The organism is Variovorax sp. CAN15 (genome assembly GCF_030462475.1).
Classification (GTDB): domain Bacteria; phylum Pseudomonadota; class Gammaproteobacteria; order Burkholderiales; family Burkholderiaceae_C; genus Variovorax.
On record NZ_JASMRZ010000046.1, the window covers coordinates 19,147 to 42,596 of the forward strand.

Consider the following 23,450-nt stretch of genomic DNA (forward strand, 5'->3'; position numbering starts at 1 on the left):
GGTTCTGTATGCCTGGCGTCCTACTTGGACTGCTTCGACATCGCGTCGAACTGCTGCGTGAGGTAGTTCTTGGTGTTGTTCAGGCTGTTGATCAGCACGTCGAGCTGGTTGAACTGCTTGCGATAGCGGTCGACGGTGGCGTCCACGCGCAACTGCATCGCGTCGTACTGGGTGTCGAGTTCCTTGATGGTCGCCGTCACGCCGTCGCTGGCCACCTTCAGGGCGCCCTTGGTCACGTCGTCCACCAGCGCGTCGATCTGCTTGCCGTAGCCGGCCTTGCTGCTGGTGGCGCTGGAGAACAGGTTCGCCACGCCCTTGAGGTTGTTGGCAAGCGCCTTGTCCAGCTTGTCGGAATCCACGGCCAGGGTGCCGTCCTTCTGGAAGGACACGCCGATCTCGGTCAGCACCTTCATGTCGTTCGTGCCGCCCGGCTGCGGCGCGACGAGTGCCTGGCGGATGCGCGTCTGCAGGTTGCGCAGCGTGCTGTCGCCCACCAGCGCCGCGGCGGTCTTGGTGTCGGCGTCGTAAGCGGTCAGCGTCTTGGCCGTGCTCTGCAGGCTGTTGTAGGCCTTCACGAAGTCGTTGATGGCGGTCTTCACGCCGGCCGTGTTCTCCTTCATGGCCAGGCCGGTCTTGCCGGTGCTCACCAGGGTCAGCGTGGCGCCCTGGATGGCGTCCTTCACGGTGTTGGTCGAGCTGGTGATGTCGATGCCGTTGACGTTGAGCTTCGCGTTCTGCGCCACCGAGGTCTGTTTCAGGTTCTGCGCACCGGCGGGGTCGTTGTTCAGCAGGCCCTGCAGTGCCGCGTCGCCGTCGACCGCGATGCGCATGCTCGACTTCTCGCCGGTCTGCGTGGAAGTCAGCACCAGGCGGTTGGGCGTGCCGCTGCCGTCGTTCACGATGCTGGCGGTCACGCCCGCGTTCGCACCGTTGATGGCGTTGCGAATGCCTTCCAGCGTATTGTTGGTCGAGTCGATGGTGATCGACTTGGCGGGCCGGCCGGCGTCCGCGCTGAAGGTGGCGCCGCTGTACTGGCCGGTCGCCGGGTCGAGCGTGCCGCCGGTGATGGCGCCGAAGTCGATGGTGATCTTGCCGGTGCCGATGGCGGCCTTGGCGTCGGCCTGCCCCGCGCTCACCAGCGTCTGCGACTGCGCGATCTGCGACACGTCGATGGTGTAGTTGCCCGCCGCGCTCGTGTCGGTGGCGGTCGCCGACAGGATGCCGCTGACCGTGGGCGTGCCCGTCACGCTCTGGAAGAAGGTCGGGTCGCCGAGCTTCTTGGCCGCCGCCTGCAGCGTGGAGAGCGCGCTCTGGATCGTGCCGTAGGCCGACAGCTTGCTCGTGTAGCTCTTGGCCTTGTCCTGCAGCGCCACCATGGGCTGCTTCTCGGCGGTCTCGAGCTGCGTGAGCAGGGAGGCGAGGTCGAGGTTGGCGCCGACGCCGAGACTGCTGATGGTTGCCATGTGGATGTTTTCCTGTCTTTCCTTGATTGAGATTGCCGGTGCCCGCGTGCCGGCCTCAGGCCGCGTGGTCCACCAGCAGTCCGTTGCCGTCGTTCATCAGCTTCGCGATGCGCACGACTTCCTCGTTGGGAATCTGGCGGATGACCTCGCCGCTGGCGCGGTCCACCACCTTGACGACGACCATGTCGGTCTCCTTGTCGACCTCGAACTGCAGGCCGACCTCGCGCAGCGCGAGCGACTCGTTCACCTGGCGCACCGCCTGCTCCACCTGGACCGGCGTCGCGGCATCCTTCGCATCGTCCTTCTCGGCCGTGGCGGCGACGGCAGAGGCCGCGCCCGCGGCACCGCCGACGAGCAGCTGCGTCCACTGGTTGTCCTTCACGGAGTTCGCCGACACGGGGTTCAACATCATTTCCACCTTGCTGTGCTGGTTTCGCTGTTCTCTGCGGCCGCGCCTGCGCGGGCATGGCCGCAGGGAACAGCGCAGGCACTCCCGGCTCGCGCCAGGGGCCTGCGTTGGCCGGACTCCACTCCCCAGGGGAGGGGTCCGGCTTTTCTTCGTCTTCTCAGGTCCCTTCGATCAACGCAGGAGCGACAGCACGCCTTGCGTGGTCTGGTTGGCTTGCGACAGCACCGAGGTACCGGCTTGCTGCAGGATCTGGGCGCGCGTCATGTTCGACACTTCGACCGCGTAGTCGGCATCCTGGATGCGCGAGCGCGACGAGGACAGGTTGACGACCGTGGTGCCGAGGTTGGCGATCACCGAGTCGAAACGGTTCTGCACCGCACCCAGGCTGCTGCGCAGGCTGTCGACCTTGGCCAGGGCCGAGTCGAGAGCGGCCAGGGGGTTGGCCGTCTTGGAACCCTTGCTGGTCGTATCCGTGGTCAGCTTGCCGGCGGAGTTGACGTAGGCCACTGCGCCCACGTCGGCGGCGTACTTGCCGGTGCCGGTCGTCGAGGCAACCGTCACTTCGCCATTGACGGCGTTGACGTTGTAGCTCGTGGTGTACGACGCGGTCTTGGTCATTTCCTTGTCGTTGTCCATGTACGTGTCGCTGGACAGGCCGCCGGACGCCGCGAACGTCACGGTCGAGGAGAAGATGCCCGAGCCCAGGTTCACCGTCGAGGCGGCACCCGCCACGGCGGTCTTCACGTCGTCCTTCGACACCGTCTTCGTGTAGGTGAAGCCCGCGGCGCCGCCAGCGAAGTCGTAGGTCGTGCCGTTGAGCTTGATGCTCGAGGCGCCTGCGGTGGCGTCGGCACTGGCGAACAGCGAGGAAGCCGTGGCGGCCGGGGGCGCACCCACGTTGTTGGTCGTCAGGTTGCCGCCCGAGAGGTAGGCTGCCTGGCCGTCGATGGTGATCGCGCCGGCGCTGTCGACTTCGAAGTTGGTGGAGCCGCTGGCGCCCGTGAAGGTGCCCGTGAACTTGTTGCCGGCCGTCGGCAGCAGCGTGCCGGCGAAAGCCGTGGTGGGAGCGCCGGTGGCGACCGCGACGGTGGTCGTGAAGTTGCCGGCGGTGGCGTCGTACTTGTAGGTGGTCGCGCCCACGACAGCCGTGTTGCCGTCCTGCATCGCGTCGACGGCCTGCTCGGCGGTCACCTTGGCGAAGCTGGTGGTCACGACGTACGGGCCCGTGCCGGTGGCGCCGGCCTTGGTCAGGTCGTTGACGTTGGCCTTGGCGTTGGCGGACACGCCCTTGCCGTTGACGTTGAAGCCGTCCAGGCCCAGGGTCTTGGCGCTGATTTCCTGCAGGTCGATGTCGATGGTCTCGCCGTCGTTCGCGCCGACTTGCACGGTCAGCTTGCCGGCATCTGCCGACAGGACCTTCACGCCGTTGAACTGGGTCTGCTGCGAAACGCGGTTGATTTCGTCCATGCGCTGGCCGATTTCAGCCTGGATCGAATCCAGGTCGCTGGCCGAGTTCGTGCCCGTGCCGGCCTGAACGGCCAGTTCGCGGATGCGCTGCAGGTTGTTGTTGACTTCGGTCAGGGCGCCTTCCGTCGTCTGGGCGATCGAGATGCCGTCGTTGGCATTGCGGGTGGCTTGCGTCAGGCCCTTGATGTTGGCCGTGAAGCGGTTGGCGATGGCCTGGCCGGCGGCATCGTCCTTGGCGCTGTTGATGCGCATGCCCGAAGACAGACGCTCGATGGCGCTGTTCAGTGCCGACTGCGACTTGTTCAGGTTGTTCTGCGTGAGCAGGGAGAGGCTGTTCGTATTGATGACTTGCGCCATGTTCGACTCCTGATTGATGAAAAAAGGTTGTGGACTCCGGCTTTCGGCCGTAACGCTGGACCCGCTTCCACTTAGAGACTCAAGCCATCGTTGACTTGGTTATCGGCGGACCCCCGGGAACCTTTAGGGGCATGCACGAAAAAGTTGCATGGCCCCCGCCACATCACCTTTGCATCGCTCAAGCCTGCAGGTTCATCACTTCCTGGTAGGCGGTCACGAGCCGGTTGCGCACCTGCAGTCCGGTCTGGAAAGCGACGTTCGCCTTCTGCATGTCGACCATCACGTCGTTCAGCGCCACGCCCGGCTTGCCGAGCTCGAAGGACTCGGCCCGGGCGTAGGCCTGCCGCTGGGCGCCGCTGATGTTCGCGAGCGAGCGCTTGAGCTCGGCCGCGAAGCCGCCGGCTTCGGCCGGGGCGGCCGCCTGCGGCGCGATGCCCGTCTGGACCGCTGTGGCCCGCATCTGCTGCAGGACCGATTCGATGGCGCTGATGGACATGGTGATCCTCTTCCTCTTGTTTGTCTGAACACTTCCGCGTGACTTGACACGGAGGAGCAAAGGCTCTCCGGCTGGCTTGCAGCGTATCAAGGGAAGACCCCGATTCAAGCGCGCAACTGAGGGCGAAAACCCCGGCTGTTCGGCCATTCGAATTCCGGGTGACTGCTGACAATCGTCCGCGAAACGAACAGGCCGCGGACGACATCACCGGCCATCCGGAATGAAATCTCTAAACCGAAATTCCTCTCCCACCATGGCAATGGCCGCGACGAGGGTGCATCCATGAGCACGGCTGCGCCCGCGGGCGCGCTGCCCCCGGCCGGCGACGGCCCGCTCCCGCTCCTGGAACGCCTGCGCGCGCAGCCGCGGCTGCCGCTGATCATCGGCGGCGCCGCCGTGGTGGCCGCCGTGGCCGCGTTCATGCTCTGGAGCCGCGGCCCCGAATACAAGGTGCTCTACACCAACGTGTCGGACCGCGATGGCGGCGCGATCATCGCGTCGCTGCAGCAGATGAACGTGCCCTACAAGTTCGCCGAGGGCGGCGGCGCGATCCTCATCGCTGGCGACAAGGTGGCCGAGACCCGCCTCAAGCTGGCGGCGCAAGGCCTGCCCAAGGCCGGCGGCGTGGGCTTCGAACTGATGGACAACCAGAAGTTCGGCACCAGCCAGTTCGCCGAGCAGGTCAACTACCAGCGCGGGCTCGAGGGCGAGCTGGCGCGCTCCATCGAATCCATCGGCGCGATCGAGTCGGCCCGGGTGCACCTGGCGCTGCCCAAGCCATCGCTGTTCGTGCGCGAACAGAAGAAGCCCTCGGCCTCGGTGGTGCTCGCACTGGCGCGCGGACGCAGCATCGACGAAGGCCAGGTCAGCGCCATCGTGCACATGGTGTCCAGCAGCGTGCCCGACCTCGACGCCAAGAGCGTCACCGTGGTCGACCAGCGCGGCAACCTTCTTTCTTCCGCGCGCGGCGCCGACCGCGGGCTGGACGTGAGCCAGCTCAAGTACGCGCAGGAGATCGAGCAGGGCTACATCCGCCGCATCGAGGCGATCCTGCAGCCCATCGTGGGCGCGAACAACGTGCGCGCGCAAGTGGCGGCGGACATCGACTTCTCCGTCGTCGAACACACCGACGAGAAATACAAGCCCAACCAGGACCCGACGCAGGCCGCCATCCGCAGCCAGCAGAGCAGCGAGTCGGCACAGCATGGCGGCGGGCAGCCCGGCGGCGTGCCGGGCGCGCTGTCGAACCAGCCACCGGTGAACCCCACCGCGCCGATCACCGGGCCTCGGGCGCCCAACGCACCGGGCACCCCTCCCGCTCCGGGAACGCCTGGCGCACCGGGAACACCCGGCGCGGCCACCGCATCGACGAGCAGCGCGCCCACCGGCCCGAGCAGCTCGCGCAAGGACACCACCACCAACTACGAGCTCGACCGCACCATCCGCCACGTGCAGCAGGCTGCGGGCGGCGTGAAGCGCCTGTCGGTCGCCGTGGTGGTGAACAACCGCGACGCGGTGGATGCCGCGGGCAAGACCGCCAGCCGCGCGCTGACGCCGGCAGAGCTGGAGCAGATCCGCAACCTCGCGAAGGAAGCCATGGGCTTCAGCCAGGAGCGCGGCGACTCGCTCAACGTGGTGAACAGCGCCTTCGCCCGCGATGCCGACAGCGCCCCCGCGCCCGAGGTCCCGTTCTGGCGCGACCGCGAGAACATCGAACTCGCCAAGATCGCCGGCCAGTACCTGCTGTACGCCCTGCTCGCGCTCTTCGCCTGGTTCGCCGTGCTGCGCCCGCTGATGCGCAAGCACCTGGCGCCTCCGCCCGCGCCTGCCGCGCCGGAAGCCCCCGCCTTCGTGGCCGCCGAGGCGCCGGACGAGAACGCCGCCTCCGCCCAGGAGAGCCTGCGCGAACGCGAGGCCAGCCGCCGCAAGGCCGACATGGAATACGCCCACCAGACCGCCGACAAGGACCCGAAGGTGGTGGCGGCGCTGATCCAGCACTGGATGAACAACGATGAGTAGCGAACAGGGAACCCGCAAGAGCGCCATCCTGCTGATGGCACTGGGCGAAGACCGCGCGGCGGCCGCGCTGCACCAGCTGCCTACCTCCGAGGTGCAGGCACTGGGCCTCGCAATGTCGAAGCTCACCTCCGTCTCGAAGGAAGAGCTGGCCGAGGTGCTGGCCGAGTTCCGGAACGAGACCGAGCAGCTCTCGGCCCTGCACCTGGGCTCGACCAGCTACATCCGCGCCGTGCTGCGCAAGGCGCTGGGCGAGGACCGCGCCAGCAACCTGCTGGAAGACATCCTGCAGCCCGACGAGCCGCACGGCGGCATCGAGCGGCTCAACGAGCTCGAGGCCGGCGAGGTGGCCGAGCTCATCCGCGACGAGCATCCGCAGATCCTGGCGACGCTGCTGGTGCACCTGGACCGCATGAAGGCTTCCGAAGTGCTCGAGAAGCTGCCGGCACGGCTGCGCCACGACGTGATCATGCGCGTGGCCACCTTCGGCGGCGTGCAGCCCTCGGCGCTCAACGAGCTGACCGACGTGCTCACCGAGATGCTCGCGGGCCAGGGCCTGCGCCGCAGCCGCCTGGGCGGCGTGCGCACCGCGGCCGAGATCGTCAACCTCATGAGCACCAGCGTGGAGGAAGAAGCCATCGCCCACGTGCGCGAGCAGGACGAGGCGCTGGCGCAGCGCATCGTCGACGAGATGTTCGTCTTCGAGAACCTGCTGGGCCTGGAAGACCGCAGCATCCAGCGCCTGCTCAAGGACATCGAGAGCGACTCGCTCATCATCGCCCTCAAGGGCGCGCCGATGGAGCTGCGCGACAAGTTCCTCAACAACATGTCGCAGCGCGCCGCCGAAACGCTGCGCGAAGACATGGAGCTGCGCGGACCTGTGCGCGTGTCGCAGGTCGAAACCGAACAGAAGGCCATCCTGCAGGTCGCCCGCCGACTGGCGGAGGCCGGCGAAATCGTGATCTCGACGCCTGGCACCGATGAGTTCGTCTGACGCCAACGACAACTTCGGCAACTTCGCCGGATCGCGCGAGCGCCTCGCCGCCATCCATGCCGCCGCGCGCCACGCCGCCGGCGGGCCGAGGACCGAGCGCATGCCGCCCAGCCCGCCCGCGCTGTCGGCATGGGAGCGCTGGGAGATGGGCACCATCGACGGCAGCCCTCGCTCGCCCACACCCGCCGCCCGCAAGACGGCGGCCGAACGCCGGAACACCGCTCCGCCACCACCGCCGCCGCCCGCACCCAGGATCGACCTCGCCGATCTCGCGCGCATCCGCAAGGAAGCCCGCATCGACGGCGAAGCCGAGGGCCGCGCCGCCGGACTTGCCGAAGGCCGCAAGGTGGGCCACACCGAAGGCCTTGCCACCGGCCTCGCGGCCGCGAGCGCGCATGCGGAACGCCTGCGCGCGCTGGCCCAGTCGCTGCCCGATGCATTGCGCCGCGCCGAGGAAGAGCTCTCGCAGGCCGTGCTCGCGCTGGCGCTCGACGTGGCCCGCCAGGTGGTGCACCGCACGCTGAAGGCCGAGCCTGAATGGGTGCTGCCCGTGGTGCGCGACCTGCTGAACACCGAACCCGCACTGCGCGGCGAACCGCGCCTGCTGCTGCACCCCGACGACGTGGCGCTGGTGCGAAGCAGCCTGGGCGAAGAAATCGAAGCCGCCGGCTGGCAGATGCGCGCCGACGACGCCATCACCCGCGGCGGCTGCCGCGTGCAATCGGCCACGGGCGAGCTCGACGGCACGCTGGAAACGCGCTGGAAGCGCGTGACGGGCGCCCTCAACGGCGATGCCGACGGCAGATCCGAAGCCCGGTGACAGCCAAGATGCAGGCCACCGCCCCCAACCCCCATCTGCAGTCGGTGCGCGCCGCGCTCGAGAAAGCGCGCGCCAAGGTCGCCGGCTGCGAGACCACCATCGCCTCGGGCCGCCTCACACGCGCCGTGGGACTGGTTCTCGAGGCCGTGGGGCTGCAGCTGCCCGTGGGCAGCGACTGCCTGATCGAGCTGCCGCCGGGCCATGCGCAACGGCACGCCGAGGCCGAAGTGGTCGGCTTCGCTGGCGACAGGCTCTTCCTGATGTCGCAGACCGAAGTGGCGGGCCTGCTGCCCGGCGCTCGCGTGTATGCGCGCCCCGGTGCGCCGGAGCCCGATGCGGCCGGAATCATCGGCGGCGGCAACGCCCACACCAAGCGCCTGCCGGTCGGCGAAGGCATGCTCGGCCGCGTGGTCGACGCAGCCGGCCGGCCGCTCGACGGACTGGGGCCGTTGGACATCGCCCGCAAGGTGCCGCTGAGCTCGCCGCCCATGAACCCGCTGACGCGCGCACCCATCGATTCGGTGCTCGACGTGGGCGTGCGTGCCATCAACGGCATGCTCACCGTGGGCCGCGGCCAGCGCATGGGCCTGTTCGCCGGTTCGGGCGTGGGCAAGAGCGTGCTGCTGGGCATGATGGCGCGCTACACCAGCGCCGAAGTCATCGTGGTCGGCCTGATCGGCGAGCGCGGCCGCGAGGTGAAGGACTTCATCGAGAACACGCTGGGCGAAGAAGGCCTGGCCCGCGCGGTGGTGGTGGCGGCGCCGGCCGACAACTCGCCGCTGCTGCGCCTGCAGGGCGCGGCCTACGCGACCTGCCTGGCCGAATACTTCCGCGACCGCGGCAAGGACGTGCTGCTCATCATGGACTCGCTCACCCGCTACGCGATGGCGCAGCGCGAGATCGCCCTGGCCGTGGGCGAGCCGCCCGCCACCAAGGGCTATCCGCCCTCCGTGTTCGCCAAGCTGCCCGCGCTGGTCGAACGCGCCGGCAACGGCGAGCGCGACGCGAACGGGCGCGGCGGCTCCATCACCGCCTTCTACACGGTGCTGTCGGAAGGCGACGACCAGCAGGACCCGATCGCCGACTCGGCGCGCGCGATCCTCGACGGCCACGTGGTGCTCTCGCGCACGCTGGCCGAGGCCGGGCACTACCCCGCCATCGACATCGAGGCCTCCATCAGCCGCGCGATGACCGCGCTGATCCCGTCCTCGCAGTTCGACACCGTGCGCCGCTTCAAGCAGATGCTCTCGCGCTACCAGCGCAACCGCGACCTCATCAGCGTGGGCGCCTATGCGCCGGGCCACGACCTGCAGCTCGACCAGGCGATCGCGATGTACCCGCGCATCGAAGGCTTCCTGCAGCAGTCGATGGACGAGCGCACGGACTACGCCGAATCCATCGCCCGCCTGGAGAACCTGTTCGAAGGCGAGCCGCGCACACCCACTCCGCAAAGAGCCACAAGATGACACGCAAACTCCCCCTCGGCATGCTGATCGACCTGGCGCACACGCAGACCGACGACGCCGCGCGGCGCCTGGGCGCGCTGCAGAACGCGCACCTGGACGCCAGCCAGAAGCTCGACCTGCTGCTGCAGTACCGGCAGGACTACCACGACCAGCTCGACGCCCTGATGCGCGACGGCCTGCCCTCCTCGCAGTGGCGCAACTACCGCAGCTTCCTGGGCACGCTGGACAACGCCATCGAGCAGCAGCGCGCCATCGCCGCGCAGGCCGGCACCCGGCTGGACCACGGCCGTGACGACTGGCAGCAGCAGCGCCGCCGCCTGAGCTCCTTCGACACGCTGGCCGAGCGCGTGCGCATGCAGGAGCTGATGGCCGAGGCCAAGCGCGAGCAGCGCGACAGCGACGAGCGCGCGGCGCGCAAGTTCTTCGACCGCGCCTCGCACCCGACCCTTTGAGAAAACCATCCGCACGCAGGAACCGACATGCCTTCCATGATCATGCCCCCCGTCACGACGAATGCCGCGGCGCAGTCCGCGCCCGGGCAGGCCGCCTCGCGCGGGCGCAACGCGGACGAAGCGCAGGGCCTCAGCTTCGGCGCCACGCTGGAACGCTCGCGCTCGAACGGTGAACGCCGTGCCGGCGCGGATGAAGACGCCACAAAGGAAGACACCGCGCTCGCCGATCCGAACCTCGCCTTTCTCGCGCAGGCGAACACAGCCTTGCACGCGATGACGCTCGCGGGCCGCTCGGCGGCACAGGCCGGCGAAGGCGAGGCCGCCGCACTTGCGAAGACGCCCCCCTCCGATGCCTCGGCCGACATGGCGCTGAACCCGGCATTGCAGGCGCTTTCAGCGAAAGCCGCTGCCGGCACCGCCGCTGTCGCCGCCAGCGCACAGGACCCGACCGGGTCCGCAGCCACAGCCACGCAAGCAAAAGAGGTCGCCGCGCAGAAGCCCGCCGCAGCCGCCGCGCAGGCTGCGCCGCTGCAGGCGGATGCGGCGCCCGCCGGATCGCTGCACGACGCCGCCCGCGCTGCCATCGCCGCACAGACCATGGCCGTCGGGTTCGCGAAGCCGACGGCCACGCCTGCGGGCCCGCCCGTGGGCAACGCCGCGGCCGGTCGCAGCCTCGCATCGCGCGCGCCCGTCAGCGCCACCACCGCGGAACAGCTTGCGAGCGCGGCACAACCGGCGGCGGCCGACGACACGCAGGCCGCCAAGGCCGCCGTCGCGGCAAGCCCCGCGGCCGCCCCTGCCAACGGCGCAGACAGCGCGGACGGACAGCCTGCCATCGACCCCGTCGTGCTGCAGCAGCCCGCTTCGGTGACGGCATCGCACCCGGAACGCGCAACCGACACCACGGCCGCCGCGCGCACGCCGACGCACACCATCGCACCTGAAGTCGGCAGCGACAAATGGGCGCCTGCCCTGGGCCAGCAGCTGTTGCGCATGAGCGCCAGCGGGCACCACACGGCCGAGCTCAACCTGAACCCGGCCGGCCTCGGTCCGCTGAAGGTCACGCTGTCGATGGGCGACAACCAGGCGCAAGCGATGTTCGTCTCGGCGCATGAAAGCGTGCGCAAGGCCGTCGAGGCTGCGCTGCCGCAGCTGCGCAATTCGCTGTCGGAGCAGGGCATCACGCTGGGCCAGACCTCGGTCGGAGCGGAAACGCGCCAGCCCAATGGCAACGACGCCGCCTTCGCGCAGCAGCAACAGCAGCAAAGCCAGCAGAACGCCGCGCGGCAGCAGGCGACGGCCTCCTACCCCGGTGCCGGCCGCGCGACGGCCATCGCACCGGCCGCGCCAGTTGCTGCGGCACGCGCCATTGCCGCCAACGCGGGCTCCGGCGTGGACACCTTCGCCTGAGGCAGCAGGAACGCACGCAAGAGCACGCCTTCGCCCGCGACGGCGCCGCCCAGCCCGGCGCCTCGCAATGAACGGATATGAAACGCCTTTGTGCGCTTGTTCGGCCGTTCGTCAGCGAGGGACTTCGAAAAGAATAGACCGGACAAGAAAAACCGCTTCACCATGGCTCCCCCAACATCTGTCGCAACCGCCGCACTGACCAACGCCACGTTGCCGTCCTCGCGCCGCTCCCCGAAGCTGCTGATCGGGCTCGTGCTTGCCGTCGGCGTTCTCGCCGCGGCCGGCGCCGCCGCGTATGTCTTCCTGCCGCGCCTCACGGGCGCCGCCTCCACGGCAGCGGCCAAGCCGCCGGTTCCCGAAAAGCCCATCTTCGTCATGCTGGACCCGCTGACGGTGAACCTGCAGTCCGAAGGACGCAGCCGCTTCCTGCAGATCGGCATGGCGCTGCGCGTGCGCGACGAGCATGCCAAGGCGCAGATCGTCGAGTTCATGCCCGAGCTGCGCAGCCGGCTGCTGGTGCAGCTGTCGAACCGCGCGCCCGAATCGCTGGTGACCCCGGAAGACAAGGCCAGGCTGGCCGGGGAGATCCGCAACGCGCTGAACGCACCGCTGACGCCCGAGACGCCCGAGCTCGGCATCTCCAGCGTCTCGTTCAACATCTTCGTCGTGCAGTGAGCACCACGACACCATCCTCCGGACGGCAAGCGATCCATGGCGTATGAACAGGTGCTCTCGCAGGACGAGGTCGATGCGCTGCTGCAAGGCGTCACCGGCGATGTCGACCAGGCGCCCCTGCCTCCACCGCCGAAGGACGGGCTGCCCGCCTACGACCTCGGCGCGCCCGACCGCGTGGTGCGCAACCGCATGCACACGCTGGAGGTCATCAACGACCGCTTCGCGCGCGGCCTGCGCGGCGCGCTGCTGAACTTCATGCGGCGCAGCCCCGACATCTCGGTGGGGCCGGTGCAGATCCAGCAGTTCGGCGAGTTCGTGCGGCACCTGCCGGTGCCGGCGAACATCAACATGATCCACATGAAGCCGCTGCGCGGCACCGCCCTCTTCGTGTTCGACCCGAAGCTGGTGTTCCTCGTGGTGGACAACCTCTTCGGCAGCGACGGGCGCTACCACGTGCGCGTGGAAGGCCGCGACTTCACGCGCACCGAGCAGCGCATCATCAAGCGCCTGCTCGACCTGTCGCTGCAGTGCTATGGCGACGCGTGGCAGCCGGTGTTCCCGCTGGACTTCGACTACGTGCGCGCGGAGATGCACGGCAAGCTCGCCAACATCGTCGCGCCCAACGAGGTGGTGATCAACACCACGCTGCAGATCGAGTTCGGCCCCATCGGCGGCTTCCTGCACGTGTGCCTGCCCTACTCGATGATCGAGCCGATCCGCGACCTCTTGTCCAACCCGATCCAGGACGAGGTCGAGGTCGACAAGCGCTGGGTCACGCAGATGTCGCGCCAGATGCAGTCCGCCGACGTGGAACTGGTGGCCGACTTCGTGACCATGCCCTCGACCATCGGCGAAGTGATGAAGCTGCGCGTCGGCGACGTGATTCCCATCGAGCTGCCGGAAACGGTCGTCGCCAAGGTGGGCGGCGTGCCGGTGATGGAGTGCGGCTATGGCACCTCCAACGAACGCTATGCACTGCGCGTGCAGAACATGATCACCCATCAAGACAGCGACCTGAAGAACGAACATGACTGACAACACCTCTTCCGCCGGCAGCGAAGCGGACGACTGGGCCAGCGCGCTGGCCGAGCAGACGGCCGCCACCGCCGCAACCGCGGCACCGGCTCCCGCCGTGGCACCCGCCACCGCGCAGGTCTTCCAGCAGATCCAGGACGCTCCCGCCGCCGCGCCCGTGCCGGCCGGCGGCACCACGCCGGTGGACATCGCGCGCGTGCTCGACGTGCCTGTGCAGCTCACCGCAGAGATCGGCCGAACGCGCATCACCATCAAGAACCTGCTGCAGCTGTCGCAGGGCTCGGTGGTGGAACTCGACGGCCTGGCCGGCCAGCCGCTGGACGTGCTGATCAACGGCTACCTGATCGCGCAGGGCGAGGTGGTGGTGGTGAACGAGAAGTACGGCATCCGCCTGACCGACATCGTCACGCCCTCCGAGCGCATGCAGAAGCTCGCACGGGCATGAGCCTTCCCACCGTGCCCACGCCCGTCCACGAAGTGGCGCCGGCCGCCGTCGGCGCCTCGGGCCTGCTGCAGGCGGGCTTCGGCATGGCGATGGTGGTGGGGCTGATCTTCCTGTGCGCCTGGCTGGCGCGCCGCTTCGGCCTGCAGCGGCTGGGCGGCGGCCACCTGGTGAAGGTGGTTTCGAGCGCCGCCGTCGGCCAGCGCGAGCGCGTGGTGGTGGTCGAAGTGGCCGACACCTGGCTGGTGCTGGGCGTCACGCCGAGCCAGGTCAATACGCTGCACACGCTGCCGGCGCAGGCCCCGCCCCACACACAGGCCGGCGCGGCAATGGCATCGGCACCTGCGACCCCCGTCGAACTCTTTGCCCGCAAGCTGCGCGAATCGCTCACCGGCAAGACGCAGCAGCCACGGCAGCAACACCCCGCCCCATGACCCGCCCCGCATTGCGCCGCGGCCTGCGCGCCGCGCTGCTGCTGCTCGCCGCCGCCCTGGTGCCCGCGGCCGCCTGGACACAAGGCCTGCCCGGCATCACCAGCACGCCCGGCCCCGGCGGCAGCCAGACCTGGTCGCTGAGCGTGCAGACCATGGTGCTGCTGACCTCGCTCACCTTCCTGCCCGCGCTGCTGCTGTCGATGACCAGCTTCACGCGCATCCTCATCGTGCTGGGCCTGCTGCGCACCGCCATCGGCACGCAGACCTCGCCGCCCAACCAGATCCTGGTGGGGCTGTCGCTGTTCCTCACCTTCTTCGTGATGGCGCCGGTGCTCGACAGGGCCTACAGCGACGCCTACAAGCCCTTCTCGGAGAACAAGATCAGCGCCGAGGCGGCGATGGAACGCGGCATCGCTCCGTTCAAGACCTTCATGCTCAAGCAGACCCGCGAGAGCGACCTCGCGCTCTTCGCGCGGCTCGCCAAGGTGCCCGAAATGCAGGGGCCCGAAGACGTGCCGCTGCGCATCCTGCTGCCTTCCTTCGTCATCAGCGAGCTGAAGACGGCCTTCCAGATCGGCTTCACCATCTTCATTCCCTTTCTCATCATCGACCTCGTGGTGGCGAGCGTGCTGATGTCCATGGGCATGATGATGGTGCCGCCGGCTTCCATCGCGCTGCCCTTCAAGCTGATGCTCTTCGTGCTGGCCGACGGCTGGCAGCTGCTCATCGGCGCGCTGGCGCAGAGCTTCTACCTCTAGGGCCCGCGCAGAGATGACCCCCGAATCCGTCATGACCATGGGCCACCGGGCCATGGAAATCTCGCTGCTGCTCGGCGCGCCGCTGCTTCTGGTGGCGCTGGTCATCGGCCTGGTCGTGAGCATCTTCCAGGCCGCCACGCAGATCAACGAGGCCACGCTCTCCTTCATTCCGAAGCTGCTCGCGGTGTTCGCGACGCTCGTGGTCGCGGGCCCGTGGATGCTCGACCGCATGCTGGACTACATGCGCGCGCTGTTCGCGGGCATTCCGCAGCTGCTGTCCTGACGCGCTCCGGGACGTGACGCCGTCGATCATCTCCGTCACCTCGGCCCAGCTCGAGGGCTGGATCGTCGCCTTCCTCTGGCCTTTCGTGCGCATGCTGGCGCTGGTGAGCACCGCGCCCGTCTTCGGCGAGCCCTGGGTGCCGCGCCAGGTGAAGGTGGCCGTGGCAGCCATGCTCGCCCTGGTCGTCTCTCCCACCATCGGCCCCCTGCCCGCCGTGCCGGTGGTGTCCGCGGGCGGCATCTGGATCATCGCGCAGCAGGTGCTGATCGGCGCGGCCATGGGCTTCAGCATGCGGCTGGTGTTCGCGGCGGTGCTGGCGGCCGGCGAATACATCGGCCTGCAGATGGGCCTGTCCTTCGCTTCATTCTTCGACCCGATGAGCCATGGCAGCACCATGGTGGTGGCGCGGCTGCTGAACATGCTGGCGATGCTGATCTTCCTGGCGCTCGACGGCCATCTGCTGATGCTGAACGCGCTGGCCGAGAGCTTCCACACCCTGCCCGTGGCCGATGCGCCGCTGGCTTCGGGCGGCTGGATGTTCCTGGTGCTGGGCGGCGGCGAAATCTTCTCGAGCGGCCTGATGCTGTCGCTGCCGCTCATCACCGCGCTGCTCACGCTGAACCTGGCCATGGGCATCCTGAACCGCGCCTCGCCGCAGTTCAGCATCTTTGCCGTGGGCTTTCCGCTGACGCTGCTTGCCGGCATCTTCATGCTGCAGCTGCTGATGCCGAACCTGGGCGCCTTCCTGGAGCCGCGCTTCGCGCAAGGCATCGCCGGCATGCTGCGTTTCACGCAGGGCCTTCGGCCCTGATGCGGCGCGAATTCAGTTGGCCGCGCCGTGCTGGACGAACCGGTCCTTGCCCCTGCGCTTCGCCTCGTAGAGGGCGACGTCGGCTTCGCGGATCAGATCCGACGGAGCGCGCTCCCGCCCCTCGCCCGATATGCCCACGCTGACCGTGACGGGCCGGCCCTCGATGCGTATGACGCGCACCTGCTCAAGGATCCGGCTCGCCACCGCCTGCGCATGCCTCACGCCTCCGCCATCCAGCATGATGCCGAACTCCTCTCCGCCCAGCCTGCCGAATGCATTCCCGATGGCGACCTCCCTGAGCACGGCCGCGATCCGCTGCAGGGCCAGGTCTCCCATCGCATGGCCAAAGTCGTCATTGATCTTCTTGAAGTCGTCCACGTCGATCATCAGGAAGCATCCGTTGCCGAGCCGGCCTTGCTCATGAATGCTCTGGATGTCGCCCAGAAGCTTGCGGCGGTTGCTCATGTCCGTGAGCGCGTCTTTGTATGCGAGCTGCTCGAGCTCCTGGCGCAGCCGCAGGCTCTCGCGGTGCAGCTTCGCGAAGATGACGTGCATGAGCAGGCCCATCGTGATGGTCCCGCAAGGCATCAGCAGGGTCCAGCCCGAATCCAGGCCGTGGGGAGTTCCGACCCAGTCGCCCCCTCCCATGATCAGCCATGCCCCCCCGCTCGCCAACGCCGACAGGCTCAATCGGGAGAAGAGCGGCGCGCCCACGACCGATACGATCACGCCCATGGAAACCGCCCAGACCTGGCGATCGGGACTCTCCGACATGAGCATGGAGAAACCCAGGCTCAGCAGCCAGACGGAGATGATCGAAAAGAACGAGAGGAATCGGGTCGCGCAGCTCCCGGCGATGCACAGGGCCACGCCGCATGCGAGCAGCGCCATTTGCCAGGTCACGTACCGGTAGCCCGGGTCTGCCAGCCACCATGCCGCACCCCAGAACATGAGCCCGATCACCTGGGTAGCCACGGAGATCGGCTTGATGAGCCGGAGAAAGTCTTCCAGCCGGGCCCGCTCGTCGATGGATTGGAAGCTGACGATCATGATCGGGTATCTGCAACCTGGTGGTTCACGCCGCTCGAGCCGTTCAATGGCACGCGAGGGGATGGCAGTCCTTTCTTCTCAGGCTCGCACGGGCATCGGGCTCTTCAGTGTTCCATCGGCGCAGAACGCGCCCTTGCGGCGGGCCATCCGGATCAGGGCATCCATCGGAATCGCCCTGGAGAACAGGTAACCCTGGCCGAAGAGCACGCCCATCTCCAGCAGCAGCGCCGACTGGGCTTCGGTCTCCACGCCTTCCGCGACCAGCGTGGCGTTGTAGCGCGTCGCGCTTTCGAGGGCGAGAGAGACGGCCTCGCGCATGCGCGGCTGGTCGATGCGCGAAATCATGCTGTGGTCGATCTTCACCTCCGAGAACGGAATGGTGGCCAGTGTCGTCAGCGCGGAGTAGCCCGTTCCGAAGTCGTCCAGGGAAAGCCCTACCCCCGCGCGCTGCAGCACGACGATGTTGGTGCGAACGGTCTCCACGTCGGGCACGTGGCCGCTCTCCGTGATCTCTATGAAGAGCAGACGTGGCGGAACGCTCAGCAGATCGAGAAACGCCAGCACCCGGTCGCCGAAGCGCGGGAGGGTCAGCGTGGTCGCGGAGATGTTGACGGCCAGGGGTATCGGGTAGCCGGCGGCAATGCAGCGCTTGATGTCCCGCGCCACGACTTCCAGGGTGCACCACTCGAACTGCGACAGGAGCTGGTGGCGCGTCGCGATCTCGATCACGTAGGGCGGCGGCAGGGGCTGGTCTTTCATGGAACGTGCCCGCAGCAGCGCCTCCGCTCCGCAGACGTGGCGCGTCATCAGGTGGAACTTCGGCTGGTACTCCATCGGCGGATTCGCCGTGCGGATCCAGTCGATCAGCAGGCGCCGGACATCCTCGTCCCTGTCGGACTGCTCCGCGAACGACGAATGGAAGTAGCGCACCATCTGCTCATTGCTGTGCAGCGCGAGGCTCAGGTCGCGCAGGATCGAGGCGACGTTCACCTGCGCGCTCATCCGGACGTTCGATATGCCGATCCGCAGCTGTAGCTGCATGTAGGCGATATGGGTGGCGCGAAGCGTCGCCACCACTTCGGAATGGACTCGCGAGGCCATCTGCTCCTGCTCCATCCATTCGAGCGATGCGCCCTGCAGCACCACGGTCAGGGAAAGGTCGCTCAGCTGGAAGCTCCGCGGGTTGAAGGCTTCGAGGTTCTGGCCAGCCTGCCCCCGGGTCAGGCTGGAGGAGAGCTGCCCCCAGAAATGATCCGTCCAGTCATGGCCGAGCGCGCGAACCATGTCCTTGAGATTCGCCACCTGGAAGGTCATCAGCGCGTGCTGCCTGGAATCGGCCGCCAGCAGCTTGTCGAGGAACTCGCCGAGTGCGCGGCGGTTGGGAAGACCCGTCAGCAGGTTGGTTCGCGACATGGCCAGCGCGCGCGCGTGGGACTCCCGTTCCCTCGCGTCCCTGCGCAGCAGGACGAGCATGCAGCCGATGATCACCAGCGACAGAGCACAACCCAGGATGCGAAGCGCGAAGACCCGTGCGTTGATCATGGTCGGGACCAGTTCGAGAAGCTGGATCGATCCGCTCGAGAGCACGGAGAACAGCACCCTCACGAACCATGCGTTGCGGATGTCGCGCCAGCCGAAGGACGCGATCGGCTTGTGGCCGAGGCGGTGGTGCATGAGGATGCCGCCGAGCACCAGCATGGACATGTCGAGCAGGAACGCCGCTGCCTGGTGCGTTCCTCCGAAGAGCAGCCTGGCGCCCAAGATCAATGCCCAGCCGATCGCGCCTCCCCGCCACCCGCCCAGCAGGCCTGCCATGAAAAGCAGGTCGGAGCCGATGTACGGTTTGGACGGCAGGTTCATCAGCTGGAACGCCATCGCGATGAGGACGAATCCGGTCAGGCCCATCGTCCAGCCGTAGAAAATTGCCCGCGAGTGCAGCGCCTTTCCGGATGGCTTCGACAGCATCAACACCAGGCTGAATACGCCCAGCAATGCCGCCGATTGCATCAGCAGGATGGGGTAGTTGACCAGCTCGGCCTTCCAGGCGGAAAGAACGAATTCCCACACGCTCGTGCTCCCAGGTTTTCGTATGTCGCTGCCCGTGCCCACGCGGGCATCCACGGACTCCCGGCGCCCCCGCATGCAGCCCTGCGGGGCGACGATCCTTTCTCCTTGCCGGCCTGACGAGCCGGAAGCCGCCGTTGCCCCGCCCCCGGGGGCAGATGCCGCCGGACCCGGCTACAGGTAGTTGAACAACGAAATGCTGTTCAGCTTGGCGAATGTCATCTGCGTGGCCTGCAGCGAACTCTGGCGCTGATAGAACTCCGCGATGGCGCTGTAGGGGTCGAGATCCTCGATGGAAGACAGGTACGACTCCTCCTGCAGCTTGCGCGCCGCGCCGCCCGAATCGAGCGCGTCGATCTCGCTGCGGCGCGAGCCCACCGACGACAGCACCGTGAGCACGTTGTCGTGCGCGTTCGTCACCTTCGCGTTGGCGGTGCTCAGTGCGTTCTGCAGCTTCGCCTGCGCGGCCGCGCCGCCGCCGGCCAGCGGGGTGCGCAGCGCGGTGACAAGTTCGCCGATGGCCGCGAACACGTCGGTGCCGGCGTTCTGCGCGGTGGACACGTCGAAGCTGTCGCCTGCGGCGGGCGTTCCGGTGAACTTGATCTGCACGCCGCCGAAGGCGATGGGCGTGTCCTGCGCGATCGGGCCGGTGGCCGCGACCACGGGCGGCGTGTCCTTGGTCGTCACCGTGTAGTCGGTGGCGCTGAAGGTGATGGTGAAGTCCTTGCCGTAGTTCGGCGCGGTGGCGTCGGTCACGCTCACGGGGCTGAACACACCGGTGCCGGTGTTGCTCGCGGCTGCCGATGCCACGTAGCCCGCGCTGCCCTGCACCGACTGGAAGATGGTGCGGCCGTCGTCCGCAGTGGGCATCTGGCGCGCCACGTCGACCTGCATCAGCCGCTGGCCCTGGTCGCCCACGTACTGCACGCCGCCGCCGGCCGTTCTCACGAAGGGCGGAGAGCCGCTCTTGAAGCCCGCGAACAGGTACTGGCCGTTGCCGTCGTCGGTGTTGGCCACGCCCACGAGCTGGTCGTAGGCGCTCTGAATCGTGGTGGCGAGCGATGCGCGGTCGGCGTCGGAGATTGTTCCGTTGCCGGCGGCAACGGTGAGCGTCTTGATGTTCTGCAGGATCGAGGTCACCGAGTCGAGCGCGTTCTCCTCGGTCGACAGCGACAGCGCCGCGCGCTGGCGGCTGGTGGCGTACTGCGAGATCTCCGACAGCGACTGGCTGGTGCCCAGGGCGCGCGCCGCGCCTACCGGATCGTCGCCTGCGCTGAGAAACTTGGAGTTGGTCGCCAGCTGCTGCTGGACCCTGAACAGCTTCTGCTGCTGCTGGCCCATGGCCAGGACGTTCTGCTCGTAGAAGGATTGGGTGCTGATGCGCATCGCTTTGCCTGCCTTGCCTTTGTTCTTTGCCGTTGGGGGGAAGCCCGGGAAATCCGCTGCCGGGCTCAGCCCCGGATGCCGAGGATGGCGTCGAAGATGGTCGAAGCGGTCTGGATCACCTTCGCGTTGGCCTGGTACATCTGCTGGAACATCAGCAGGTTGGCGGTTTCCTCGTCCTGGTTCACGCCAGAGATCGCCTGCTGGCTGGCCTTGATCTGGCTCGTGACGCTGTCCTGCGTGGTGGCCGCCACCTTGACCGCCATGGCGCGGTTGCCCACTTCGCTCACGATCTGCGAGTACGCGCCGTTGAAGGTCGCGGTGCCGTTGGCCATGGTGGTCTTGCGCTGCAGCGCGCCCAGCAGCAGCGCGTTGCTGCCGTCGGAGACGCCGGCAGTGTTCTTGCCGATGGTGAAGGTGTCGCCCTGCGCGGGCGCGCCGGTCATGCTGACGGTGACGCCGTCGAAGCTCATCTTCGCGCCGGCGGTGTAGGGTACCGGCGCACCTGCCGCGTAGGTGGTGGAGGTGCCGTCGGCCAGCGTGACCGTCACGGCCGAGGCGGCCGGAAAGCCGGTGAGGTTGCCCGTGGCGGCGTCGAAGCTCAGCGTGACGGTGCCGGCCAGCGGCGTGGCGGGATAGCTCGCGTCCACGGTGGCTGCGCCCAGCGCGGCGCTGCCCTTGTTTCCGGCGGTGTTGCCGGTGACGATGGGCGAAGCCGCGGCCACCTTGGCCGGGTCGCGCGTCAGCACGTCGAGGTCACGCGCGCCGGTTCGCGTGGGCTGGATCAGGAACGAGTCGCCGGCCTGCGCGGTGCCGCTGCCTGCCGAAAGGCTCACGCCGTCGAAGGTGATGGGAAAGGTCGTGAAACTGCCCATCGCGCTCTTGTCCGAGAGCCGGGTGACCGTGTAGGTGAGTGTTCCGGCCACGTCCGTGACGGCCACGCTGTAGTCGCTGGTCGTGAGCTTCGATGCGTCGCTCAGTGTCGCGTCGAGCTCGAGGTTGCCCGCGTTTCTTGCGTTGGAGATCGCGCCCGGCACGGACTGGGTGAAGAAGTCGTTGCCCAATGCGCCGTTGAGGTCCACGCCCAGCTTGTGCTGTGCGTTCACCGAATCGGAAACCGACATGGCGAGACGGCCGAGCGCGTTCTGCGTGGGAACGAGGGTGTCGTTGCGGAAGGACAGCAGCCCGCCGAGCACACCGCCAGTGATAACGCCGTCGGGCAGCTCGGAGGTGTTGCCGGCAAAGCCCTGCAGGGCGATGGCCTTGCGCGTGGGGTCGGCGGCGGAGTTCACCGCCGCCATCGTCGAAGCGTAGTCGCCCACAACCAGCGACTGGCCGGTGGCGATGAACACGTTGTACTTGCCGTTGTCCTGCTGCAGCACCTTCACGTCGACCACCTGGCTCAACTGGCTCACGAGCTGGTCGCGCTGGTCGAGCAGGTCGTTGGGCGGCTGGCCGCCGGCCATGGCGCTGATCTGGCTGATCTGCTGGTTGAGGCTGGCGATCTTGCTCGCGTAGGTGTTGATCTGGTCGACGCTGCCGACGATCTGCTCGTTGACGGAGGAGTTCAGGTCCGACAGGTACTGGTCGGTCGCGCGGAACTTGCTGGCCAGCGCCTGCGCCGAGCTGATCATCTGCTGGCGCGCGGCCGGATCGGCCGGTGTGTTGGCCACGCCCTGGATGCTGGTGAAGAAGCTCTGCATGAGCGGTGCGATGCCCGAGGTCTTGTCGGCCAGCAGCGTGTCGATGCGGTTGATCTGCGTGCTGTTGGTGGCCAGCGCGGCCGAGGCCGACTGCGCCGAGGAGAGCTGCGCCGTCAGGTAGCGGTCGTAGCTGCGCGAGATCGTCGAAACGTTGGCGCCCGATCCGATGAAGCCCGAGCCGCTGGAGATGGCGCTGCCGGTGGCGATCTCCGCCACCTGGCGGCTGTAGCCCGCGGTGTACACGTTGGCTGTGTTGTGGGCCGTGGTCATCAGCGCGGTGCGTGCAACGCCCAGACCGCTCAACCCCGTGTAGAACAAACTTCCGGACATATGGCTTTACCTGTCGATGAGGTGTGTGAGTTGGAGTGGCACCGATCGCGTCGATGCCTCAGCGTCTATATCGGCAGCGGCCGCCTAAAGTTGAGGGGGCGCACCACTCAGAACTCGGTCCAGTCGCCCTTGGCGTCGCCGGCCATGGCGAGCTGCGGGGCGGACGAGGGTTCCTTGCGCGTGGGCAGGGCCTTGGCGGGCCGCTTCGGCGCCGGTTTCGCCGGCCTCGGGATGGGTGTGATGGGCGTGAATCCGGGGCGCACGTTGGCGACGGCGTTGGCGTCGAGCTTGAAGATGCTCACGGCCTGCACGAGACTGCCGGCCTGCTCCTGCAGCGATTGCGCTGCCGCGGATGCCTCCTCGACCAGCGCCGCGTTCTGCTGCGTGACCTGGTCCATCTGCGTGATCGCCTGGTTGATCTGCTCGATGCCCGAGGTCTGCTCCTGGCTGGCTGCGGTGATCTCGCCCATGATGTCCGTCACGCGCTTGACGCTGCCCACGATCTCTTCCATCGTGCGGCCCGCTTCTTCCACCTGCTTGCTGCCTTCTTCGACCTTCTCCACCGAGTCGCCGATCAGGGTCTTGATTTCCTTGGCGGCTGCAGCGGAACGCTGAGCGAGGCTGCGGACTTCCGAAGCAACTACTGCGAAGCCGCGACCCTGCTCGCCGGCACGAGCCGCTTCAACGGCTGCATTCAGCGCCAGGATGTTGGTCTGGAACGCGATGCCGTCGATCACGCCGATGATGTCCACGATCTTCTTGGACGAGGCATTGATCGAGCCCATGGTGTCGACCACCTGGGACACGACGCTGCCGCCCTTGACCGCCACCTCGGAGGCTGACACGGCCAGCTGATTGGCCTGCCGGGCGTTGTCCGCGTTCTGCTTGACCGTGGAGGTCAGCTCTTCCATCGAAGCGGCCGTCTGCTCCAGCGAGCTGGCCTGGATGCTTATCACGGTGATCTGCATCTGCCTGTTCATCGGCGCGATGGGCAAGAGCGCGCAGTTCCCCCTGCACGTGTGGCTGCCCGACTCGATGGAGGGCCCGACCCCCATCTCCGCGCTGATCCACGCGGCAACGATGGTGACGGCCGGCATCTTCATGGTGGCGCGCATGTCGCCGCTGTTCGAGC

General features: G+C 67.8%; 21 protein-coding genes and 2 pseudogenes. 14 read left to right on the plus strand and 9 right to left on the minus strand.

The genetic code is table 11. From position 1 onward, the window contains the following. Positions 1-20: 20 nt before the first annotated feature. The 4 genes from fliD to fliE form a co-directional block, all read right to left on the minus strand. Complete coding sequence (gene fliD, locus QMO14_RS22640) at positions 21-1,463, minus strand: flagellar filament capping protein FliD (RefSeq protein WP_301509880.1); 1,443 nt, start codon at positions 1,461-1,463, stop codon at positions 21-23. 55 nt (positions 1,464-1,518) lie between these two features. Further along, on the minus strand, positions 1,519-1,875 hold the full coding sequence (locus QMO14_RS22645; protein WP_301509881.1) for a flagellar protein FlaG: 357 nt from the start codon (positions 1,873-1,875) through the stop codon (positions 1,519-1,521). A gap of 168 nt (positions 1,876-2,043) precedes the next feature. Beyond that, positions 2,044-3,696 carry a FliC/FljB family flagellin gene (locus QMO14_RS22650; RefSeq protein ID WP_301509882.1) on the minus strand — a complete coding sequence of 551 codons (1,653 nt, stop codon included), beginning with the start codon at positions 3,694-3,696 and terminating at the stop codon, positions 2,044-2,046. Positions 3,697-3,874: 178 nt separating this feature from the next. Continuing rightward, positions 3,875-4,192 (minus strand): flagellar hook-basal body complex protein FliE, encoded by a 318-nt coding sequence (gene fliE, locus QMO14_RS22655; RefSeq protein ID WP_301509883.1) that lies wholly within the window; start codon positions 4,190-4,192, stop codon positions 3,875-3,877. 282 nt (positions 4,193-4,474) lie between these two features. Between fliE and fliF the strand changes: the two genes are divergently transcribed. From fliF to fliR, 13 genes are all read left to right on the plus strand, one after another. After that, positions 4,475-6,211, plus strand: a complete 1,737-nt coding sequence (fliF, locus tag QMO14_RS22660) for a flagellar basal-body MS-ring/collar protein FliF (RefSeq protein ID WP_301509884.1) — start codon at positions 4,475-4,477, stop codon at positions 6,209-6,211. Continuing rightward, a complete protein-coding gene (gene fliG, locus QMO14_RS22665) occupies positions 6,204-7,202 on the plus strand; it encodes a flagellar motor switch protein FliG (RefSeq protein WP_301509885.1) in 999 nt (332 codons plus the stop codon). Before fliF ends, fliG begins: the two co-directional genes overlap by 8 nt. Further along, a complete protein-coding gene (fliH, locus tag QMO14_RS22670) occupies positions 7,189-8,022 on the plus strand; it encodes a flagellar assembly protein FliH (RefSeq protein WP_301509886.1) in 834 nt (277 codons plus the stop codon). The genes fliG and fliH overlap by 14 nt, the downstream gene beginning before the upstream one ends. Positions 8,023-8,030: 8 nt before the next feature. Beyond that, a complete protein-coding gene (gene fliI / locus QMO14_RS22675) occupies positions 8,031-9,488 on the plus strand; it encodes a flagellar protein export ATPase FliI (RefSeq protein ID WP_301509905.1) in 1,458 nt (485 codons plus the stop codon). Continuing rightward, positions 9,485-9,940, plus strand: a complete 456-nt coding sequence (gene fliJ / locus QMO14_RS22680) for a flagellar export protein FliJ (RefSeq protein WP_301509887.1) — start codon at positions 9,485-9,487, stop codon at positions 9,938-9,940. Before fliI ends, fliJ begins: the two co-directional genes overlap by 4 nt. A 27-nt stretch (positions 9,941-9,967) precedes the next feature. Next, on the plus strand, positions 9,968-11,350 hold the full coding sequence (locus QMO14_RS22685) for a flagellar hook-length control protein FliK (protein WP_301509888.1): 1,383 nt from the start codon (positions 9,968-9,970) through the stop codon (positions 11,348-11,350). 162 nt (positions 11,351-11,512) lie between these two features. Beyond that, positions 11,513-12,025, plus strand: coding sequence for a flagellar basal body-associated protein FliL (gene fliL, locus QMO14_RS22690; RefSeq protein ID WP_301509889.1), 513 nt, complete (start codon positions 11,513-11,515; stop codon positions 12,023-12,025). 36 nt (positions 12,026-12,061) lie between these two features. Then, complete coding sequence (gene fliM / locus QMO14_RS22695; RefSeq protein ID WP_301509892.1) at positions 12,062-13,060, plus strand: flagellar motor switch protein FliM; 999 nt, start codon at positions 12,062-12,064, stop codon at positions 13,058-13,060. Continuing rightward, positions 13,053-13,505 (plus strand): flagellar motor switch protein FliN, encoded by a 453-nt coding sequence (gene fliN, locus QMO14_RS22700; RefSeq protein WP_301509893.1) that lies wholly within the window; start codon positions 13,053-13,055, stop codon positions 13,503-13,505. Before fliM ends, fliN begins: the two co-directional genes overlap by 8 nt. Continuing rightward, positions 13,502-13,936, plus strand: coding sequence for a flagellar biosynthetic protein FliO (gene fliO / locus QMO14_RS22705; protein WP_301509895.1), 435 nt, complete (start codon positions 13,502-13,504; stop codon positions 13,934-13,936). Before fliN ends, fliO begins: the two co-directional genes overlap by 4 nt. Further along, entirely contained in the window at positions 13,933-14,694 is a 762-nt protein-coding gene (gene fliP / locus QMO14_RS22710; RefSeq protein WP_301509897.1) for a flagellar type III secretion system pore protein FliP, read from the plus strand. The genes fliO and fliP overlap by 4 nt, the downstream gene beginning before the upstream one ends. Before the next feature lie 13 nt (positions 14,695-14,707). After that, complete coding sequence (gene fliQ / locus QMO14_RS22715) at positions 14,708-14,977, plus strand: flagellar biosynthesis protein FliQ (protein ID WP_301509899.1); 270 nt, start codon at positions 14,708-14,710, stop codon at positions 14,975-14,977. Between the two features lie 25 nt (positions 14,978-15,002). Further along, positions 15,003-15,788 carry a flagellar biosynthetic protein FliR gene (gene fliR, locus QMO14_RS22720; protein WP_301509908.1) on the plus strand — a complete coding sequence of 262 codons (786 nt, stop codon included), beginning with the start codon at positions 15,003-15,005 and terminating at the stop codon, positions 15,786-15,788. A gap of 12 nt (positions 15,789-15,800) precedes the next feature. Here fliR and QMO14_RS22725 read toward each other — a convergent pair whose 3' ends face one another. From QMO14_RS22725 to QMO14_RS22745, 5 genes and pseudogenes are all read right to left on the minus strand, one after another. Beyond that, positions 15,801-16,838, minus strand: a complete 1,038-nt coding sequence (locus QMO14_RS22725) for a GGDEF domain-containing protein (protein WP_301509901.1) — start codon at positions 16,836-16,838, stop codon at positions 15,801-15,803. Between the two features lie 78 nt (positions 16,839-16,916). Then, complete coding sequence (locus QMO14_RS22730) at positions 16,917-18,905, minus strand: EAL domain-containing protein (RefSeq protein WP_301509902.1); 1,989 nt, start codon at positions 18,903-18,905, stop codon at positions 16,917-16,919. 171 nt (positions 18,906-19,076) lie between these two features. Next, positions 19,077-20,288: a flagellar hook-associated protein FlgL gene (gene flgL / locus QMO14_RS22735; RefSeq protein ID WP_301509903.1), complete on the minus strand. Its 1,212-nt coding sequence runs from the start codon at positions 20,286-20,288 to the stop codon at positions 19,077-19,079. A gap of 65 nt (positions 20,289-20,353) precedes the next feature. Beyond that, a complete protein-coding gene (gene flgK / locus QMO14_RS22740) occupies positions 20,354-22,318 on the minus strand; it encodes a flagellar hook-associated protein FlgK (RefSeq protein WP_301509904.1) in 1,965 nt (654 codons plus the stop codon). 107 nt (positions 22,319-22,425) lie between these two features. Beyond that, a pseudogene (locus QMO14_RS22745) lies at positions 22,426-23,262 on the minus strand (methyl-accepting chemotaxis protein); the annotation flags it as partial. Between the two features lie 13 nt (positions 23,263-23,275). On the opposite strand from QMO14_RS22745, the pseudogene QMO14_RS22750 reads away from it, so the two are divergent. Next, positions 23,276-23,450 (plus strand): annotated as a pseudogene (locus QMO14_RS22750) (proton-conducting transporter membrane subunit); the annotation flags it as partial.

Excerpts from the sequence above, each read along its gene's own strand:
- fliD (WP_301509880.1), bottom strand. The coding sequence starts at position 1,463 with ATGGCAACCATCAGCAGTCTCGGCGTCGGCGCCAACCTCGACCTCGCC.
- QMO14_RS22645 (WP_301509881.1), bottom strand. The coding sequence starts at position 1,875 with ATGATGTTGAACCCCGTGTCGGCGAACTCCGTGAAGGACAACCAGTGG.
- QMO14_RS22650 (WP_301509882.1), bottom strand. The coding sequence starts at position 3,696 with ATGGCGCAAGTCATCAATACGAACAGCCTCTCCCTGCTCACGCAGAAC.
- fliE (WP_301509883.1), bottom strand. The coding sequence starts at position 4,192 with ATGTCCATCAGCGCCATCGAATCGGTCCTGCAGCAGATGCGGGCCACA.
- fliF (WP_301509884.1), top strand. The coding sequence starts at position 4,475 with ATGAGCACGGCTGCGCCCGCGGGCGCGCTGCCCCCGGCCGGCGACGGC.
- fliG (WP_301509885.1), top strand. The coding sequence starts at position 6,204 with ATGAGTAGCGAACAGGGAACCCGCAAGAGCGCCATCCTGCTGATGGCA.
- fliH (WP_301509886.1), top strand. The coding sequence starts at position 7,189 with ATGAGTTCGTCTGACGCCAACGACAACTTCGGCAACTTCGCCGGATCG.
- fliI (WP_301509905.1), top strand. The coding sequence starts at position 8,031 with ATGCAGGCCACCGCCCCCAACCCCCATCTGCAGTCGGTGCGCGCCGCG.
- fliJ (WP_301509887.1), top strand. The coding sequence starts at position 9,485 with ATGACACGCAAACTCCCCCTCGGCATGCTGATCGACCTGGCGCACACG.
- QMO14_RS22685 (WP_301509888.1), top strand. The coding sequence starts at position 9,968 with ATGCCTTCCATGATCATGCCCCCCGTCACGACGAATGCCGCGGCGCAG.
- fliL (WP_301509889.1), top strand. The coding sequence starts at position 11,513 with ATGGCTCCCCCAACATCTGTCGCAACCGCCGCACTGACCAACGCCACG.
- fliM (WP_301509892.1), top strand. The coding sequence starts at position 12,062 with ATGGCGTATGAACAGGTGCTCTCGCAGGACGAGGTCGATGCGCTGCTG.
- fliN (WP_301509893.1), top strand. The coding sequence starts at position 13,053 with ATGACTGACAACACCTCTTCCGCCGGCAGCGAAGCGGACGACTGGGCC.
- fliO (WP_301509895.1), top strand. The coding sequence starts at position 13,502 with ATGAGCCTTCCCACCGTGCCCACGCCCGTCCACGAAGTGGCGCCGGCC.
- fliP (WP_301509897.1), top strand. The coding sequence starts at position 13,933 with ATGACCCGCCCCGCATTGCGCCGCGGCCTGCGCGCCGCGCTGCTGCTG.
- fliQ (WP_301509899.1), top strand. The coding sequence starts at position 14,708 with ATGACCCCCGAATCCGTCATGACCATGGGCCACCGGGCCATGGAAATC.
- QMO14_RS22725 (WP_301509901.1), bottom strand. The coding sequence starts at position 16,838 with ATGATCGTCAGCTTCCAATCCATCGACGAGCGGGCCCGGCTGGAAGAC.
- flgL (WP_301509903.1), bottom strand. The coding sequence starts at position 20,288 with ATGCGCATCAGCACCCAATCCTTCTACGAGCAGAACGTCCTGGCCATG.
- flgK (WP_301509904.1), bottom strand. The coding sequence starts at position 22,318 with ATGTCCGGAAGTTTGTTCTACACGGGGTTGAGCGGTCTGGGCGTTGCA.